The organism is Bifidobacterium callitrichidarum (genome assembly GCF_003129905.1).
GTDB lineage: Bacteria > Actinomycetota > Actinomycetes > Actinomycetales > Bifidobacteriaceae > Bifidobacterium > Bifidobacterium callitrichidarum.
Window position 1 is genome coordinate 100884 of sequence record NZ_QFFM01000003.1, and the last position, 17880, is coordinate 118763.

At 53.9% G+C, this 17880-nt stretch carries 13 protein-coding genes; 10 read left to right on the forward strand and 3 right to left on the reverse strand.

Going from position 1 to position 17880, the window contains the following annotated elements:
* The first annotated feature begins 10 nt into the window (after nucleotides 1–10).
* From DF196_RS02060 to DF196_RS14095, 7 genes are all read left to right on the forward strand, one after another.
* On the forward strand, nucleotides 11–1228 hold the full coding sequence (locus DF196_RS02060; RefSeq protein ID WP_109056280.1) for an RNA-guided endonuclease InsQ/TnpB family protein: 1218 nt from the start codon (nucleotides 11–13) through the stop codon (nucleotides 1226–1228).
* Nucleotides 1229–1431: 203 nt separating this feature from the next.
* A complete protein-coding gene (locus DF196_RS02065; RefSeq protein ID WP_109056281.1) occupies nucleotides 1432–1770 on the forward strand; it encodes a type II toxin-antitoxin system HicB family antitoxin in 339 nt (112 codons plus the stop codon).
* A gap of 27 nt (nucleotides 1771–1797) precedes the next feature.
* The gene (locus tag DF196_RS02070; protein WP_241519543.1) at nucleotides 1798–4389 is read left to right on the forward strand and encodes a DNA methyltransferase; all 2592 of its coding nucleotides are present in this window, start codon (nucleotides 1798–1800) and stop codon (nucleotides 4387–4389) included.
* Nucleotides 4390–4455: 66 nt separating this feature from the next.
* On the forward strand, nucleotides 4456–5472 hold the full coding sequence (locus tag DF196_RS02075; RefSeq protein ID WP_241519547.1) for an IS1595 family transposase: 1017 nt from the start codon (nucleotides 4456–4458) through the stop codon (nucleotides 5470–5472).
* Between the two features lie 50 nt (nucleotides 5473–5522).
* Complete coding sequence (locus tag DF196_RS02080) at nucleotides 5523–5708, forward strand: type II toxin-antitoxin system RelB/DinJ family antitoxin (protein WP_109056282.1); 186 nt, start codon at nucleotides 5523–5525, stop codon at nucleotides 5706–5708.
* The gene (locus tag DF196_RS02085; RefSeq protein ID WP_109056283.1) at nucleotides 5705–8794 is read left to right on the forward strand and encodes an N-6 DNA methylase; all 3090 of its coding nucleotides are present in this window, start codon (nucleotides 5705–5707) and stop codon (nucleotides 8792–8794) included. Before DF196_RS02080 ends, DF196_RS02085 begins: the two co-directional genes overlap by 4 nt.
* 83 nt (nucleotides 8795–8877) lie before the next feature.
* Nucleotides 8878–9108, forward strand: coding sequence for a type IIL restriction-modification enzyme MmeI (locus DF196_RS14095; protein WP_338323314.1), 231 nt, complete (start codon nucleotides 8878–8880; stop codon nucleotides 9106–9108).
* A 49-nt stretch (nucleotides 9109–9157) separates the two neighbouring features.
* Here DF196_RS14095 and DF196_RS02090 read toward each other — a convergent pair whose 3' ends face one another.
* Nucleotides 9158–10963 (reverse strand): Aim21 family protein, encoded by a 1806-nt coding sequence (locus DF196_RS02090; RefSeq protein ID WP_109056284.1) that lies wholly within the window; start codon nucleotides 10961–10963, stop codon nucleotides 9158–9160.
* A gap of 128 nt (nucleotides 10964–11091) precedes the next feature.
* On the opposite strand from DF196_RS02090, the gene DF196_RS02095 reads away from it, so the two are divergent.
* A complete protein-coding gene (locus tag DF196_RS02095; RefSeq protein WP_109056285.1) occupies nucleotides 11092–11514 on the forward strand; it encodes a helix-turn-helix domain-containing protein in 423 nt (140 codons plus the stop codon).
* Between the two features lie 1090 nt (nucleotides 11515–12604).
* Here the strand turns inward: DF196_RS02095 and DF196_RS02100 are convergent.
* Nucleotides 12605–12961 carry a hypothetical protein gene (locus DF196_RS02100; RefSeq protein ID WP_146194668.1) on the reverse strand — a complete coding sequence of 119 codons (357 nt, stop codon included), beginning with the start codon at nucleotides 12959–12961 and terminating at the stop codon, nucleotides 12605–12607.
* A gap of 186 nt (nucleotides 12962–13147) precedes the next feature.
* On the opposite strand from DF196_RS02100, the gene DF196_RS02105 reads away from it, so the two are divergent.
* Nucleotides 13148–13489 carry a hypothetical protein gene (locus DF196_RS02105; protein WP_109056287.1) on the forward strand — a complete coding sequence of 114 codons (342 nt, stop codon included), beginning with the start codon at nucleotides 13148–13150 and terminating at the stop codon, nucleotides 13487–13489.
* 83 nt (nucleotides 13490–13572) lie between these two features.
* Nucleotides 13573–14391, forward strand: coding sequence for a hypothetical protein (locus tag DF196_RS02110; protein ID WP_109056288.1), 819 nt, complete (start codon nucleotides 13573–13575; stop codon nucleotides 14389–14391).
* Between the two features lie 40 nt (nucleotides 14392–14431).
* On the opposite strand, the gene DF196_RS02115 is transcribed toward DF196_RS02110, so the two are convergent.
* Nucleotides 14432–17872 (reverse strand): hypothetical protein, encoded by a 3441-nt coding sequence (locus tag DF196_RS02115; RefSeq protein WP_146194669.1) that lies wholly within the window; start codon nucleotides 17870–17872, stop codon nucleotides 14432–14434.
* Nucleotides 17873–17880: the final 8 nt, after the last annotated feature.

The following is a 17880-nucleotide window of genomic DNA, read 5'->3' on the forward strand; positions in this document are numbered from 1 at the left end:
AATGGTTTCCATGAGTATCCAGACCGTCAAACGGGCCTACCGGTTCCGTTTCTATCCCACGCCGGAGCAGGAGCATCTGCTGCGGTGCACGGTCGGATGCTGCCGCAAGGTGTATAACATGGCGTTGGCCGCCCGCACGGAGGCTTGGACGGAACGCAAGGAGCGCGTGACCTATGATGACACGTCCGCCATGCTGACCGGTTGGAAGAAACTGGACGAGTATTCGTATCTCAACGACGTGTCCAGCGTCCCGCTGCAACAGGCGCTCAGACACCTGCAGACTGGGTTCAAGAACTTCTTCGCAAAGACGGGCGACTACCCCGTGTTCAAGAAGAAAACATCGGGCGGTTCCGCGTCGTTCGTCTCGTCCGCGTTCACATGGGATTGGAAGAGCCGGTCCCTGACGTTGGCGAAGATGCGCGACCCGCTGCCGATCCGCTGGTCACGCACGCTGCCCCGCCATGCGAAGCCGAGCACGGTGACCGTATCATTGGACGCTGCACAGCGTTGGCATGTGAGCATCCTCGTCGAGGACGAGGTCGAGACCCTGCCTGACACCACCGGTCAGGTCGGCGCTGACCTTGGCTTGGAATCGCTTTGCATCCTGTCCAACGGAGAGAAGATCACCAATCCACGCTGGTACCGGAACGCCGAAACGAGACTCGCCCGCGCGCAGCAGGAGTTGTCGCGCAAGCAGAAAGGATCGAACAACTACCGGAAGGCCCGGTTGAAGGTCGCACGCGCGTACGCACATGTCAGGGACATGAGAACCGATTTCCTGCACAAGCTGTCCACGAGGCTGATCCGTGAAAACCAAACGATCGTCCTCGAAGACCTCGCAGTATCGAACATGTCCAGAACGTGCGCGCCGAAACCCGACCCGGACCATCCCGGACAATATCTTCCCAACGGACAGTCGGCGAAGAGCGGGCTGAACAAGAGCATCATGGACGCCGGATGGCGTGAATTCCGCATGATGCTCGAATACAAGGCGAGATGGTACGGGCGTCAGCTCGTGATCATCGACCGGTATTACCCGTCGAGCCAGATCTGCTCCACGTGCGGGAGGAACACCGGGAAGAAACCATTGGACATTCGTGAATGGGAATGCCCGTACTGCGGCACACGCCACGACCGTGACGTGAACGCCGCCAAAAACATTCTGGCCGCCGGACTGGCGGTCATCGCCTGCGGAGACCCGAGACTCCAAACCGCCACCATACGGTGACGGTCGAGTAATCCCGGACAATCAAAACAGGAAGATCCCTATCGCGAGACAGGGAATCCCCCGGCTTCAGCCGTGGGAAGGAAGTCAAACTCGCGAGTATTATACTCAACATCGATTTTGTTTCATGACGCCGCAGTAGCATCGCTACTGATACCATTGTAGGTAAACGCAGTTCAGCAACAGTAGAAATAGAGGCGTCCCACATGGTCGATATCAACACCCTCAACCACTACTCCTACCGAATCCAATGGTCCAACGAAGACCACGAATACAAGGGCACATGCTTGGAAATCCCCGGACTCAGCTGGCTTGACGACTCTCCCACGAGAGCCCTCTCGGGTATCCAACGAGTCGTATGCGAAGCCGTAGCCGACATGGAAGCGCGAGGTGAGACCGTCCCGGAACCGTTGGCGGAGCGATTCTATTCAGGCAGGTTCATGGTTCGTATTCCACCGGAGCAGCATCGGCGTCTCGTCGTGGAGGCTGCCGAACAGGGCGTGAGCCTCAACCGTCTCGTCGCTATGAAGCTCAGTGCCAAATGATCAAAGAAGATTAAAGGAGTAACCGCAATGACCGTGACCTATGATGACAGCCAACCATTGAAGGAACGCGCCCGCACGTTCGCCCAAATCTGGGCTGGGCGAGGAGATGAGAAATCCGAGACCCAACAGTTCTGGCGGGATATGCTCGACCATGTTCTCCTGGTCGAGAACACGTCGGATCGGCAGACGCTCTGGTTCGAACGGCGCACCGCCCTCTCCGGATATATCGACGCATTGATGATCAAGGCGCGAGTACTGGTCGAGCAGAAGAGCGGCAACATCGACTTGGACAAGCCGGAGGAACGGCAGAAAACCCAGAAGACACCGGTCCAACAGGCGTTGGATTACGCGAACGCTCTCCCACCGTCGGAGAAGCCGGGCGTGATCATCACCTGTAACTTCAATACGTTCCGCCTCTACGATTTGGAGACTGACCCGATCGCAAGCAAACCACAGTCGGAATTCGCGTTGCAGGATCTCCCCGCGCACATCAGTGAGATTGCCCGCCTGTTCACACACGAACACTCCCGCGTCGTCCAACAGGAGAAACTATCCGTCGAAGCCGGCCAACGAGTCGCCCGCCTGCATGATGGGTTGGCGAAATGCTTCCCGAACCCGGATGATCCGGTAGACCATGATGCGTTGGCTATGATCACGGTCCGTCTCGTGTTCTGCCTGTATGCGGAGGATGCGGGATTGTTCAAGGCGGACGCCTTGAGGGATTATGTGGCTGGAACCTCGTATGACCGGTTGAACGAGGACCTTTTCGACCTGTTCAAAGTCTTGGATACTCCGGTCGAGGAACGCCGCCGCTACCTCTCCCCTCGACTTGCATCATTCCCGTATGTGGATGGCGGCCTGTTCGCCGAAACCATCGACGTGCCACCATTAACCGAGGAACTGTATACCGCACTGTTGGATATCAGTGAAGGATTCGACTGGTCCGGCATCAGCCCGGTCATCTTCGGCTCGCTCATGGAGGAAACACTGTCGCATGATGAACGTCGAAAAGGCGGCATGCACTACACGAGCGTGAAGAACATCCACCGTGTCATCGACCCATTGTTCCTAGACGAACTCAACGAGGAACTCCAGAAAGCCGAATCCCTGAGCATCGCCGGCGGCGCACGTAAGAAAGCACTCGACCGGCTACACGACAAAATCGCCGGTCTCCGGTTCCTGGACCCCGCATGCGGATCCGGAAATTTCCTTACAGAAACGTTCCTCCAATTGCGTCGCATCGAGAACCGCATCCTCACCGACCTCAACAATGACGGCCAACTCACCCTCGACCTCGACGGCGACTACAACCCCGTAAAAGTGTCAATCGACCACTTCTACGGCATCGAAATCAACAACTTCGCATGCGCCGTCGCCAGAACCGCACTCTGGATCGCAGAACAACAAGCACTGGACGATACCGAGTCGACTATTTCCGGTCTGCCACGTCTCCCATTCACCGACACGGCACACATCGTACAAGGCAATGCTCTCCAACTCGACTGGAACGAAATTCTCCCTGGTGACCAGTGCGATTACGTCATGGGCAACCCACCCTTCATCGGCCAATACCTTATGAGCGATAGCCAGAAAAAAGATATGAAGGAAGTATGGGGAAAGAACTACGACGGTTATCTTGACTATGTGACCGGATGGTTCCGTAAAACCAGCAGATATCTGATCAAAGACTCTTCCTCTTTCGCGCTCGTTTCCACGAACAGCATTACCCAAGGTCAGCCTGTATCGAGTCTCTTCAAGCCGCTCATCGCGGATGGATGGCAAATTAGCTTTGCACATCGGACCTTCGCGTGGGATGCGCAATCAACAGATAATGCGCATGTCCATGTTGTGATTATCGGAATGGGACGCGACACTACCGGCTCAAACAGGCATGTACTGTTTGAGTATCCGAACATCGACGGAGACCCGATTAAAACATCTCCCTCGCATATCAACGGTTATCTAATCGATGGGCCAGAAGCTTTCGTGGAGAAAAGGACCACGCCTTTGTCTCCTGACTTACCAGAAGTTGTATATGGGTCCAAACCAACTGACGGAGGAGGATTCTCTCTTGATGACCAGGAAATTAATGATGCGGTAGCTCAAAAATATGTGAGAAAGTTTATCGGGGCACGCGAATTAATCAACGGAGATAACCGATGGTGTCTCTGGCTTAAAGCTGCATCCGCATCGGACATGATGTCTTCAAAACTCATTCGAACGAGACTGGATCAGATTAAGGAATTCCGGCTTGCCAGCACTAAACGACAGACGCAAGAAGCATCGAGAACACCTCAGCTGTTCACCGAGGACCGACAGCCGGACGTCTCTTACCTGGCTATTCCGTGTCATTTTTCCGGACGTCGAACTTACGCAACATGCGATAGGTTTACCCCAGATGTGATTCTAGGGAATTCATGCTTCCTCGCGGAAGACGAGGATGGCTTTGCTTTTTCGATTATCGAATCCCGCATGTTCATGGCATGGCAGAAAGCCGTTGGAGGACGAATCAAATCTGACTGTCGTTTCAGTAACACTATCGTTTGGAACAATCTGCCTCTTCCACGGCTATCAGAAACCGCTAAAGCGAAAATAATGGCTCTGTTAAACCAGAATTGACGTGAATGTGGATCACATGTCCAATACTGTAGTTACACTGAGATTACAGTATTGGAGGTGAGAGCGATGAGGCTCGCGGACGCGGTACGCAGACAACTCAAGGGCATGAGCCCGGTCGAACGCGAGAACGCGGTGCGCGAACTGCGCGAAGTCCTCTATGAAGACGCCTATGAGACCATCACCGACCGTGACGACGATTTGGCGTGCCCACGCTGCGGTTCCGTCTCCATCATCAAGAAGGGGCATAATTCGGACGGCTCGCAGCGTTGGCAGTGCAAGGACTGCAAGCGTACGTTCTCGAACACGCGGGATACGCTGATCGGCCGGTCGAAGCTGCCGGTCGCCAAGTGGATGATGTACGTGGAGTGCTTCGTGGACTGCCTTCCGTTGCGTGATTGCGCGGTCCGGTGCGAGGTGTCGTTGCGTACCGCGTGGCTCATGCGTCGCCGTTTGCTGAAGTGCCTCGAACGGTACCTGCCGAAGTTCGCGGCCGGGGCGGGTTCGTCCGTCCAGTTGGACGAGACATACCTGCGAGAGAGCTTCAAGGGCAACCACACGAAGGGCAGGTTCATGTTGCCGCGACCCGCACGTCATCGCGGAGGCTCCCTGCGCAGGCGTGGACTCAGCAAGGAACAGATCTGCGTGATGACCGGCATCGCCGATTCGGACACGGCGTTCGCCGTATTGAGCGGACGCGGCGTCATCTCCAAACGACGTGCCATCGAATCGCTCGCCGGACGAATCGGACGTGGCGCCCATGTGACGGCGGACGAAGCCGCCGCCTACCCCGGCGCGATGAAGGCGCTGGGCGCGGTCTTCGAGCAGGTGGACGCGGAATCGCATCGCATCAACCGGATCAATGCGCTCCACTCGAACCTCGACGGCTTCCTCCACGGATTCAGGGGCGTGAGCACGAAGCATCTGCAAGGCTATCTGACGTGGTTCCTGTGGCGGCGTTCGTTCCGTAGCGACAGGAACGATAGCATCATCAGACAAGTGGACGCGCAGCCCTGCCCGGGCGTGACGCGCGATTGGAACGGTGTCATGCCGCCTTACATGGAGTACTGGGGCATGGTGGCATAATCGCAAGTACACTGTACATATCGCTGATACGGAATGAAAGGAGGAACGGCATGGCGAATACACCCACCACGACCATGCGCCTCGACCCCGAATTGAAGGACGAGGCCATGAAGGTGCTCGAACCATTGGGATTGAACATGACCGGAGCCGTCACCATATTCCTCAAAGCGGTCGTCAGAGAGAACGGCCTGCCGTTCGATATGACGCTGGATGACGGATCAGGAAAGGCAATATGAGCGAATTCTTACTATCGGAGGCCGACATGTTGGACAATGTCGGAAAACTGTTGGAGGCGGCTCGAATCTCCGCGAACGAAGAGCAGCTCAAAATCAATGCGGAGAAAATCCTTGAAGAGCTTTGCACTGAACATGGAATCTTCTGGAACTCGTACACTTATGAGCATAGTTTCGATTCCGGGCGCAGAAGGATAGACGCCGTCCACGGTTCCACTGTCATAGAATACGAACCACCACGCTCGTTCAGGGGGATGGAGAACGCGCAGCTGAAACATGCCCGCCAGCAGGCTGAAGAATACGTCGCTCTGCTTTCCGAAGAAGAAGGCCGACAGATAGGCAGGTATTCACTCATCGCATGGGATGGGGAAACGATAACGTTCGGTCGTCCTGCTGACGATGGTTTTATTTGGGAGCCGGCACGTCCGTTTGACAATCTTTGTTTGAACCGTTTGCTGACGTTGATTGCTGACGGTGGTCGTCCGCTGGTCAGTCCGATGCTGCTCAAACAGTTCATCGGACCAGACACGGAGGTTGGCCGACGCTTGCTTCCTGTGTTGTTTCAAGCTATACGTAGCGCCCAGGCAGCGGAATCCTCGACTAGGACAAAACTGATTTACACCGAATGGACGCGTCTTTTCGGGCAGGTCGATGGAACGGAAACGGAAAGGCTGTCCCGTTATTTGGAAGACGCGAGCCGCATCCACGGAATCGACTACAGGACCGACCCGCAGGCTTACGTATTCGCTTTGAGTACATATATTGCACTCGTGGCGAAGACCTGCGCGGTTTACTCTCTCGCCTCACGCTCCGATGAGGCTCTGAATCCTTCTTCCGACCCGAGGACATTCCTCAGGAGCATTGAGACCGGTGAATATTTCAGAATGTTCGGCATTGAAAACATGCTCGGAACGGACTTTTTCTCTTGGTATCTTGGTGATGACGTGACGGAGAGTCTGGACGAACCGCTTGGTCTCCTCCTCGAACGACTGCGAACCATCGATTTCGACGTCACGCAGAAAAGTCCTGAATCAGTGCGGGATTTATTCAAGGGCTTGTACATGGGATTCACCCCTGCACCCATGCGACACGCGTTGGGGGAGTATTACACGCCGGACTGGCTGGCGTCACATGTTATGGATGCGGCGGGTTGGTCCCCAACGCAGTCTTTGTTGGACCCTACTTGTGGTAGTGGAACATTCATTTTGGAAGGTCTACGCCGACGACTGGAAACTGACTCGGGCTCCTCGCCCGCAAGGGAACTGCTGCACGGCTTGTACGGATTCGATCTCAATCCCTTAGCTGTGCTCACCGCTAGAGCGTCGATCGTCGTTTTCCTGTCAGGACGTTTCGACGCGTCCGATCCGGTGCTGCTTCCAGTGTTTCTGGCAGATGCGATCAACACGGCCGACCCTGTTGACGGTGTGTTCACCCATTCGATACTGACGGAGAAGGGAGAACGCTCGTTCTCCGTTCCTGTATGTCTGGCTGAATCCGCTGATTTCTTCCCTGTTATGGACCAGCTTAGGATATGCATCGATGCGGGACTAGATTGTCCTGCCATCGAAACGTCGCTGAAAGCGTTGTCTCCAGTTGTACGTAGTTTCGAGGCTTCCGCTGCCGCGGTCTTCGAGCGAACCATTGAAGACCTAGTGGACCTTCATCGTAATCACTGGAACGGTATTTGGTGCTTGATTCTGTTTGACCGAATCGAAGCCGGTTGCGTCAAGGACATCGACTTGGTTGCGGGGAATCCGCCGTGGGTCAAATGGAGCAATCTTCCCCGCCCTTACGCGGAATTCATCAAGCCAATCTGTGATCGTATGGATATTTTTAGCGAGGACGTATGGGTCGGCGGCATCCAATCGGACATCTCGACCGTTGTCACTTACCATGCTTTGGAACGTTTTGTGAGAAAGTCAGGAAGTCTGGCTTTCCTCATTACCGGAACGGTATTCAAGAACGAGTCCAGCCAAGGATTCCGACGCTGGAAACTCAGTCTCGAAGGTACTGATGAACTTATGACAGTGGAAACGGTGGAGGATTATGCCGCTCTCCGGCCGTTTGAGGGCGTGGCGAACTGGCCGACCTTGCTGCTTATACGACGCAACGGCAAGGCAACGAGCTACCCGGTCAAATATCGACGATTCACCAGCTCGAAGCGGGGTGCTTCGCCGAACCTTGATTCCTATGACGACCTTCAGGCGATGCCTGTACCTGGAACCGATGCAGGCCCTTGGTTGGTTGGGACCGCAGAGGAGATGAAAATCTGGCCGGGTTTGTTCAACGCTTCTAGGGAATCCGTCTATCGCGCCCGAAAGGGAGTGACCACCGACGTCAACGGTATCTTTTTCGTGACCGTACAACAGGTGCCAGACGAGAAAATGGTTCGTATCGCGAACGATCCTCGCAACGGTCGCCGGCGCGATGTCGCGGCAACGAGTGCCGTAGTGGAAAAGGATGATGTCTTCCCGTTGCTTAGGGGCCGGGACGTGCATAGATTCGTTGCCACCCCGCAGGCGGGTCAGTGCGTAATCGTTCCGCAGCGGGGAATGTTCGGGGACGAGGACTTGCCGGCAAGTCGGCCGCGGATGTTCAGGTTCCTCAGTCAATTCCGCACCATTCTCGAACAGCGGTCCAGCTACCGACGCTTCCAGCAGGGCAAGCCGTTCTGGTCCATCTGGTCGACAGGCGAATACACCTTCTCGCCATACAAGGTTGTCTGGAAGGAAATGTCTGGCGGCGGTTTCGTAGCGGCATACGTGGACTCCAGTGAGTTCTGCGGAGGAACGAAGATGGTGATACCGGACCATAAGGTCTATTTTGTCCCGGTCTCTTCCGAGGATGAGGCCGCCTATCTGACCGCCTTCTTGAATGCCGGTATGGTTTCCGATGCAATCAACGCATACTCCTCAGCGCTGAGCTTGGGAACAAGTGTCACCGACTACCTTAATATCCCTGGCTTTGATGGGCACAATGAGACCATGATGCTTATGGCATCAATGGCGAAACGCTTCAAGCATGGCGATACACCCACAAAAGAAGACGAAACGACCTTGAACTCGATGGTCCGCAAACTAATTAAGTAGAAGAACGGCTGGCGGTTTTACTTGAAAAAGAAAGACCGCCAGCCGTTTTATAAATATGTCAATTCTGGTTTAACAGAGCCAAAATAATTGAAGCAGGTCAGAATGTATTAAAGGCCCGATCAGACCATCCAGGTGAAACCTTGGCAAACCTGTACAATCCGCTGTTTATGCATCCAGATCTATTAAAAGCTCACGAGCAGCTAGACAGGCTTGTTGACATTGCTTTTGGATCAGATAAATGGCTAAAAGCCGATGACAATGCACGACTGAAAGTACTGTTTGATTCGTATACTCGGATGACTTCAGCCGATTAGGGCGAGTAATGGAATGGCCTCCCCTATGGGAGGCCATTCTTGTCTGGATTCAGTTCTGCGGAGGCAGTCCGACGGAGAATCCGTTACCCGTGATTGGCGGCTTACGTTTGTCTTCCTTCGGTTTATCCTCTTCGGTTTGTGGCGGCAGTGGTACTGGAGGTACCTCTCCTGCCTCACTGGTGGTTCTCTGTTCGGTTACAGTCTGCGGCTCGGGAATGGTTTGGGTCGCATCATTGTCCTCGGTTTCAGCAGCCGGCTTGGTTTCCGTGGGCTCGTCTTCCGACACCGGTACCTCCTCCGGCCCCTCAGTCTTAGCATCGCCGTTCTGGCGTCGTTTCGCCCATTCGGCTTTGCTTTTCTCCGCTTCGAATCGGGTTTGTTGTTCCTTGTCGGCGTTGGCTGGGCTGGTTGCGGGTGTGCCGTCGTCGTTGGGTTTGACGAATGTTTTCAACAGTTCGACGACTGACATGGGTACGTGCGCGGGTTCCTGCAGGTCGACAGCTTTGATCTCATCCAGCAACTGTCGGACGGTGACGGCTTTGATGCCGCCCGGCCATTGGAGGCTGTCGTGGAATTCCGGCGTACCGTTCTTACCGGTCGGCACACTGCAAACACGCCAATGCATGAACACGTTCGGCATACCGGGAATCTTCATCCAACGGGTTTTCCAATTGTCCGCCTGATAAGCCATGTTGCTGGACATTTTCAAACTTGGCGAATCACCGTAGCCTTTGACGAACGCATGCTTCGACTTGCTGACACGCAACAGCATGTTCTCCTCATCGGAGGGAACATACACGACATCCGAGCCGCCGGCATAGTTCTTGGCGTCAACGAACCACAAGTGCACCGTACCCTCACTGTCAATACCGGCGAGCACGCAGTCGATATCAGCCTCCATATGCTTCAGGTTCTTGTCCAAACCGTACAAGCTCCAGAAACTGATCACGTTCATCTTCTCATGCGTGATAATCTTGGCGAGATCCTTCTCACCGGTCGCGCCCATCAACGCGCTCATACCGAAGTGAGAGGATTTCAAACCGCCACCCGGATTACCGTACATGAGACACCATTTACGCGGCGAAGTGAACCATTGATCGGACGCGGCCTCCAACAACGGGTCAGGCATGCCGTCACCGGGCTTATCAACCATCCGATAACCTTTGTACGATTCCTCACCCGCCTGGGCTTGGGGAATCTCATACGCGTCGGCGATCGACTGCAATGAATAGACGCCGGTCTTATACTGTTTCGTCTTCGGACGCTGATCATAAGGTTTCATATTATCCGGAGCATTCGGCCTAGTGTCAGTCGCAGTCGTCTGCAAACGCGCCTGACCAGCCGCAGCTTCCACGCCGGTCTGAACACCCTTATGACTGTACTCGGAAAGACGCGGATCCATTTCACGCGCCTTGTTATAATCCGACTCCTGCCAAGTCGCGTTAATGATCAACGCAAGGAACACGCCAACCAACGCGACAAACAAGGAAAAGAACCGGAAACCCCAACTCGGATGAGGCGAAACGAAATTCCGATACACCACACCATGCAAACCAACATGCACAATAAACGCAGGAATCAGACAGATGACGATACGCTTCGCACGCCGCAACTGATAGCCCGGCAGGTGATCGACATCGTATTCCAATCCCCATAGACGATTCTTACGATCCTCCTCCGACTCACCCAACAATCTCGGCTCCTGCATCAGCCGATACCCACACTGAGTACCCCACGGATGGCAGAACGCCAAGGCAACAATGAAAATGATCGCGAAATCAATCCACGAGTAGAGATCTCCGAAAGCGTCTTCCAGACTCCACAGGATTGCTGTCCCAAAAGGTATTGTTTCCATGGCTTTATCGTACGACTGCGTTGTGGATGTCTGGAAAATCGGTAAGCGTGTCTCTTTGTTGGAAACTCGCCGTATCCTAAAGTCTCCCGTATTGAGTTACACTTATTTCAGTTATTGAAAGGAATGATATGACACTCTGCATCGCGGAACCAGAAACTATTTCCGAAAAAGACAAAACAATCGTCTTCAACATGCTAGAACAGTTCGACAACGATTCGGCGGTCAAAAACGTCTTAGCAGAACTTGTCTCCGACCCCAACGCCTCCATCGCCACGATTCAAAAGGACATCACACCCAATCAGGCAGCCAAAATACTCAACGTAAGCCGACCTCACGCAACACTACTCATGAAAAGCGGAGCCATCCCCAGCTACAAAGTAGGCACCAACTGGCGTACAACATTGAAGGCAGTGGAAGACTACGCCCAAGAACGCGAGCAAACAAAACTCGATTACGTCGCCGCCCAGTACTCACGTGACCAAGACATCAAAGAAGCGCTCAACTCCACCAAAATACAAGCCGAAGCCGAACGCCTCTATTCGGAAACCTGATGTTTCCAAGAAAATGACACTGGCTCAAACGGTAGCAGCATCAAGAGATGCGGACATGATTCCGGTCGCACGGTTTTACCCGCTGAGCCGATTCGTCAAATCAGGTGACTAGGGCCAATGTCATTCATTTTTATATTAGTCGAACTAGTTCATTATGCGTCACCGTACGCAAGATGATACGAACAAGCCACGCGCGTCCTTGCGAAAGACAAGCCTCGCCTGAAAGAGGCAAGGTAAGTCAATGGCTGAAAACCCTTTTCGTCTTCGACTACGGATATTCGATTCACGAAAATCTAAAAAATCTAAAAAATCTAAAATCCATCTAAAAACAATCCACACTAGTCGCCAAACGATCAACCCCACTGACGTGGGGACAAGTGCCCGTCAAAAGGCAGAACGGGACCGCGCTGAAGATTCAACCCCACTGACGTGAGGATAAGCAGTACTCGGCTGACGACGGCTGCGGGGTATTGGATTCAACCCCACTTACGTGGGGATAAGTTGCCGTTTTTCTCATTCTTTTTGATGAGATGGGATTCAACCCCACTTACGTGGGGACAAGAATGAGCCAAAGGCTGCGTCAATTTTGCAATGGGATTCAACCCCACTTACGTGGGGACGAGAACTCCTCAACAAACGCTACCTCGGTGACGTCAGATTCAACCCCACTCACGTGGGGACAAGAGACGGGTTGCCCACTGGCCTGCAGCAGTCTCAGATTCAACCCCACTTACGTGGGGACAAGGTCTTTGCAAATGGCGTCGCCGCGTGGACCTTAGATTCAACCCCACTTACGTGGGGACAAGTGCAACACGTTCTTCCTGGAGCTGGCCTTTAAGGATTCAACCCCACTTACGTGGGGACAAGAGCAAAGAAATAACGGAATATCAACGGTCTGCTTCGAGGAAAATAGTTATTTTCCCGCGAATGACAGCCGGTTTCCGTTTTCTCTACTTTAGAGGCGCCCTGTCATCCCTGTATCCGGCGTACAGGGTCAACCCCACTGACGTGGGGAATGAAGCAAGAACCGGATTATAGGATCCACGCAGTCATATCGGTGGAAACTTTCTTTAGACTCGGGAATGCTGTCTTATGCTTCGAGTTCAGATTCCGAGTGTGTGTTTTCGTCGTTCTTTCTTGTACATGTTTTCAGTCTATCATACTCTGCGGTTAACTTCGACCTCGGCGTGTCATCACAACCGTCAGCCTCAAGGATTTTATCCAACACCACCGGTGGATTGATATCCAAGGCAACGCAGATGTCAATGAATTCTGTAAAGGTTGGCGGCCCTCCGATTTCGCTTGCAAGTTGAAAGAGTCGAGTGCTTGTCATGTGAGCCTTCTCAGCCAGATCTCTGTATGACAGGGCATTCTGCGCTTTGGCTTCGGTGATTATTGCCACTAAAGCTCGATCTTCGCTGCTCCACGTTCGCGGTACTTTTGCCATACTTCTATTGTATGTGCTTATATAACAACACGCCGAAAGCGACCCTCATTTGACTCTGTGCTTATATAAGCACATAATGGTTGTCAGGAGAAGATACATAACAAAAAAGGAAAGCACCTCTTCGACGAAAAATGGGGCTCCGCTGCAACCGGAACCCCATGCACGGTCAAAAGAAAGGACTAAACCATGACCGGCCAAGAAGAAGTCTACACCGCACTAGAAACACAGTCCACGAAGATCGTTGCAGCCATACACGCAACAGCCGCCACCATGGGTGAAGGCATCAAAACTGATAAGCCCTCGTCGGACCTCCACCCCGTATGGGGCATAGCCTCCCTACAGAAAACCGATGGTGTTACTTTATTACACGTACCAGCATGGCATGAAAATGGCGAGCCCGCAATGCTCACGATAACGACTAGCTCATTCGGAGGAGTCCATTTTACCCAAACGGACTATCCAACAGCTCCAGAAGCCGAACGCCTTATGCTCTTTAACATGATCATTGGATTCGACTCGACCCTATAACACCATTGGCCGCGTGTCCAGCATCCGCTCCGTCCTATTGTTAACAACAATACAACAGAGCAGGAGAGAAAGGACACGCGGCCATGACGTTGCAAGATATCCTCGATGAGGAATTGTTCTGGCATGATCTATACAACAACCGTAGGGCCGAACGTATAGCCGAAGAACAGGAAGCACGCCGAGCAGCGGATGCACGTCAGCATTCCGAGGATATGGCCGCGTTGCAAAATTCCGTCGATGAGCTGAAGAAGCAGTTAGCCGCCGAACGCCAAGCCCGTCGTAATGAAGAACAACAGCGGTTGAACGCTGAGGCTCGGTTCCGTTTTGAGATGTGGAGTCAGACCGACAATGGCAGAAAATATTTGCGAGAGAAAACACTGTTCCTCGAAAAAGCCAAGGTAGTCGAAATTATGGTCGACGCCATCGAACAGGATACAAAGGAATACGTGGGGAAATGGTTACTCCATAATGGCTACTGGCCCAATCCAGCGTATTACGGTATCACCGCAAAAGGTCAGCTACTCAAACAGCCTCTTTTCGGTGCTGCCAAGAAACGCGATGAGGCAGTCAAACGTTTCAACGCTGCTGTGGCTAAAGCCAAGAAAGAACACATGAATGATGCGAAGCAGTATGTGGCCGGCCCTCTAATCGAAACGTTCTCCCGAGGATTCTGGATTAATGAGTACCGTCAGGGTAAGAAGATTATTCAAGCCGTAGAAAAAGAATCTCAATTCGACCAGGCACCAAATCTTCCGGCAAAAGAACTGATCGTCAAAGCAGAACCGGGAGTGAAGATCGGATTGTTTTCTGACAAGGGTCACATCGTTGAGGCGTTGACGAGTCTCTACGGGGGGACTATCAACGATGAAAGAGGCGCTCAGCCCCAAGTGTTGTCCGACTGATCAAATCGGATGCTTGGAGCTGAGCGCCCTCACTCATGGATTACTTGAGTCGGTTATTTTTCGTATTCAAGGAACCAGGATTGATTCTTGGCTGCGAGGCGACCGGTTTTTCTACCGGGGGCTTAGCTGTTCCCGCTAGGGTTCCGCCGTTTGAAGCTACGACCGGTGGTCGTTGAGCCTTGACCGGAGTGGTTTGGCTCTGTCCGTTCCACCAACTGAACTGCGACAGGGATTGCCTCTCGATTTTATCTCTCCAGCTGAAGCTAGAGAGTGTAGTCACCTGTGGTTGATTGGCGGAAGGCAGCTGACGTGTTCTATTCGTAGAGTTAACCGGCTGCCCTCCGGCTGGGTTGACCGGAGCAGGCCTGCTTCCCGTGATCACTGGCTTACCTCCTCGAGGAGTGTTCATGTAGTCGACCGGCGACTGCGGTGCAGCGCCATCCGCCTTTCTGAACGCGTCAGCCATCTTCGAATTGGTACGCAAGTTGTTGACGGCCTGTGGCAATCCGACCACCGCGCTCTTGCCGACGCGGTAGGTTGTATCAACAGCCTTACCGGCATTCGACAAATTCTGACGGTTAGTAGCCATCTTAGCAGCCATTAGGACCCCTACTCCTGCAGTAACAGGGTTGCTTAGCGCCGCAACAGTAACCGCCGCCTTCGCCGCTGTCTTCGCAATCGGTTTGAGCTCATTGACACGGTTACGAATCGGCTTACTGGTGGCGAGCGCCATTCCTGCAGCGAGAGGTGTTCCCACGGCTCCGCGGAAGACTGCCCCACCGTAGTGTGCTGTGTGGCTGGCGAGATCTTTGAGGACGCGGTGATTGTGCGCTTTGGCCATCGCTTCGTCGGGAGTCATGCCCTTCTTGATGTACTTCATGACCGCGGCGGCTTCCTGGTCCTTGTGGGCGTCAATCGCAAGATCATGGTTTGCTTTGTGCTCTCGCCACTTCTCGCGGCTGGCGTCCATTCGTCTTCCAAGGTCTCCTCGGATCGTGTTCTCATCCTGGTCGGCCCAGCGCGTGCCACCGAGTAGGGCTTTCTCCTTTTCTTCCTCGGGCTCTTCGTTTTCCTTGCCTGCGGAGTCTTCTTCGGCATCTTTAGTGCCGGCTTTTGCGACGACGGTACCTCCGGCTTCGGCTTTTGCGACGACGGTACCTCCGGCTTCGGCTTTTTCTGGAGCCTCCGCCTTGGTATCCTTCTCTTCGACTTCGGTTTCGCCCTTTGGTTTGCTGCTGCCCTTGCGTAGGACTTCGGCGGATTCTTGAGCGTTGCCGTTGCCATTGGCCTTACTGCTGGCTCGGCCGTCTTCGGCCTTGCTGTTCTTGCCGTGGCCGTGGCGCAGGTCGTGCATGGCTTCGAAGGCGGCTTGGCGACCATGCTTGGTTATGCCGGAGTAGAGTGCTCCGGCTCCGGCCATGCTGGCGATGGCTTTGATGCTGAAGGGGTTGCCGAGTCCTAGCATGCCGCAGGTGAGTGCGATGATGATAAGCGCCAGTAATGGGCTGATGCCTGTAAGCAGGTTGTAGAAGAAGCTGCTGGATACCATGCCGGTCGCCGATATAACCAGTTGGCATATGCAGGTTGCGACGGAGCCTAGAACCGAGTAGAGGATGCCGACCATGCTGAAGTTTACGCAGCCTTTGGCCCATTTGATGAGTACCTTGCGGGGTCTTTCGCCTACAGGTACGGCTGCGACGAGGAATGCGACGATGAGGCTGAGTAGGCAGAAGGTGAGCATGAGTTTGCTGACGATGAGGAATAGGGATAGGAGTCCCCATACGATCATGTTGCAGATTGCTCCGAGCATTGATCCCAAGGCGCCTTGCGTGTCGATTTTACTGTTGCCGTACATGAAATCCGTGGTCGTAATGACGCCTTGGACGTCTGCTGCAGTAGCGGCCCCCCTTGTTGCTCCGATACCGGATTCCATGTTGGCTTCACGCCAGGTCATGCCGACATTCGGCACATCGAAACGCCATCCCATTCCTGCGGAGTCGCCGACTGCGAGACCTTTGTAATTGGTTCCATCATTCCCGTCGGTCGGCGTGTTGGTTTCGGCTCCCTGATAAATCTGGTTGGTGAAGACCGCATTGCATACATCGCTGATTGTGTCACTGAGAATAGGGCTTTTCTGATCAACGACGTGGTACAGTTTGCTTCCGCTTTTTCGTTCGGCACGAAGATACTTTCCGCCACCGCCTTGGATCGCACCCGAGCCGTCATCGCCGAGGTTATGGATGAGCTTGGCCCACCCACGTCTTGCGATTCCCTTACCTCCGGAAGCACTGCAGGTCTCCCAGAAGATGGCAGCTCGCTGATTGTAAATATCGGTCCCGCGGTCGAACGGTTTGTCCGAGGTATTGACCTTCGTATTCCACGGGTCAATGAATCCCAAATCAGGATTGAATAAGTATTTGGCGGTCTTTGATTCGATGTTCGTCCCCAACTGTTTGTTGGTAAGAGCTCTTTGCTCCTCGGTGTTTGTATGCGCGTAGCTTTCCAAAACGTGGCAGTAAGCCTGTTGCGCGTTGGCGGCTACCTGTGGCGTGGTGGTCGTGTTGTCTGCGGCCGGGTTGCCATATTGCATGGTCACCCAGCTGCGCAACGCGGTTTCCTCCCACATGCGGTTGACCGCCTTGGTTACACTGCTGGTATTGGTGCCTGAAGTGGTTTTCTTCGCTGCTGCATCGTAGGCTTTGTGCATCTGATACAAGTAGGTTTGGCAGTTTGGCAGGTTCTGGACATCAGAATATTTCTTGGGATTCTTGGCGGCCATCATGTTCGAATCATTATCGGCCAGCCCGTCAAGGTTGATACCGAAAGCCAACGTGTTCACGGCAGAGTTGATTGTCGACACCGTCCACCAGGGGCTACCGACTGTAGGTGTGGACGAGTCGCCGTCCTTGGTTGCCTGGGAGCCAGTGAACACCAGTGTGGCCAGGCATAGGATGGTGACGCCGATGCGTTTTACCGCCGCCGCCGAGCTGCCGATGTTGAAAGCGGCGGCTCCTATCCAGGCGAACACTCCCATGAAGATAAGGACGGCGGGGATGCCTCCGCTCATTAGGGAGTCAACGAGGTTGCCGATGCTCTTGTCGAGCTTGGAACCGAAGGTGTCGATCGGATCGAAGCTCGCGGCGAACTGACTCAACGACAATGCGGTAGACCAGCACATCTGCGAAATCATCAGCAGCATGTTCGGCAGGATCAGTCTCATCGAAGACATGATCGAGGAAGTTATGTTTCCCATGAACGAGCCGAGGGAGAAATCCGCAGGTTCGGTACGGGCTGTGATGCTACCGATCTGCTGGGCCCAACGGCCGGATGGGAGCATAAGAATCAGGTCGGAGGATGAGGCCGCCTTGGCTCCACCATCCGAGGGGACCATGGCCCACGTGCTTGCAGGCAATATGAATAGAGTGATGAGCGCGATGAGGAACCCCAGAAGGATCAGGTTCCATCGCGCTTTCGCTTTCAATGGATTGT

Coding starts and splice junctions, on each gene's coding strand:
- DF196_RS02100 (WP_146194668.1), bottom strand. CDS start 12,961: ATGGCAAAAGTACCGCGAACGTGGAGCAGCGAAGATCGAGCTTTAGTG.
- DF196_RS02105 (WP_109056287.1), top strand. CDS start 13,148: ATGACCGGCCAAGAAGAAGTCTACACCGCACTAGAAACACAGTCCACG.
- DF196_RS02060 (WP_109056280.1), top strand. CDS start 11: ATGAGTATCCAGACCGTCAAACGGGCCTACCGGTTCCGTTTCTATCCC.
- DF196_RS02110 (WP_109056288.1), top strand. CDS start 13,573: ATGACGTTGCAAGATATCCTCGATGAGGAATTGTTCTGGCATGATCTA.
- DF196_RS02085 (WP_109056283.1), top strand. CDS start 5,705: ATGAGCGAATTCTTACTATCGGAGGCCGACATGTTGGACAATGTCGGA.
- DF196_RS02075 (WP_241519547.1), top strand. CDS start 4,456: ATGAGGCTCGCGGACGCGGTACGCAGACAACTCAAGGGCATGAGCCCG.
- DF196_RS02090 (WP_109056284.1), bottom strand. CDS start 10,963: ATGGAAACAATACCTTTTGGGACAGCAATCCTGTGGAGTCTGGAAGAC.
- DF196_RS02065 (WP_109056281.1), top strand. CDS start 1,432: ATGGTCGATATCAACACCCTCAACCACTACTCCTACCGAATCCAATGG.
- DF196_RS02080 (WP_109056282.1), top strand. CDS start 5,523: ATGGCGAATACACCCACCACGACCATGCGCCTCGACCCCGAATTGAAG.
- DF196_RS02095 (WP_109056285.1), top strand. CDS start 11,092: ATGACACTCTGCATCGCGGAACCAGAAACTATTTCCGAAAAAGACAAA.
- DF196_RS02070 (WP_241519543.1), top strand. CDS start 1,798: ATGACCGTGACCTATGATGACAGCCAACCATTGAAGGAACGCGCCCGC.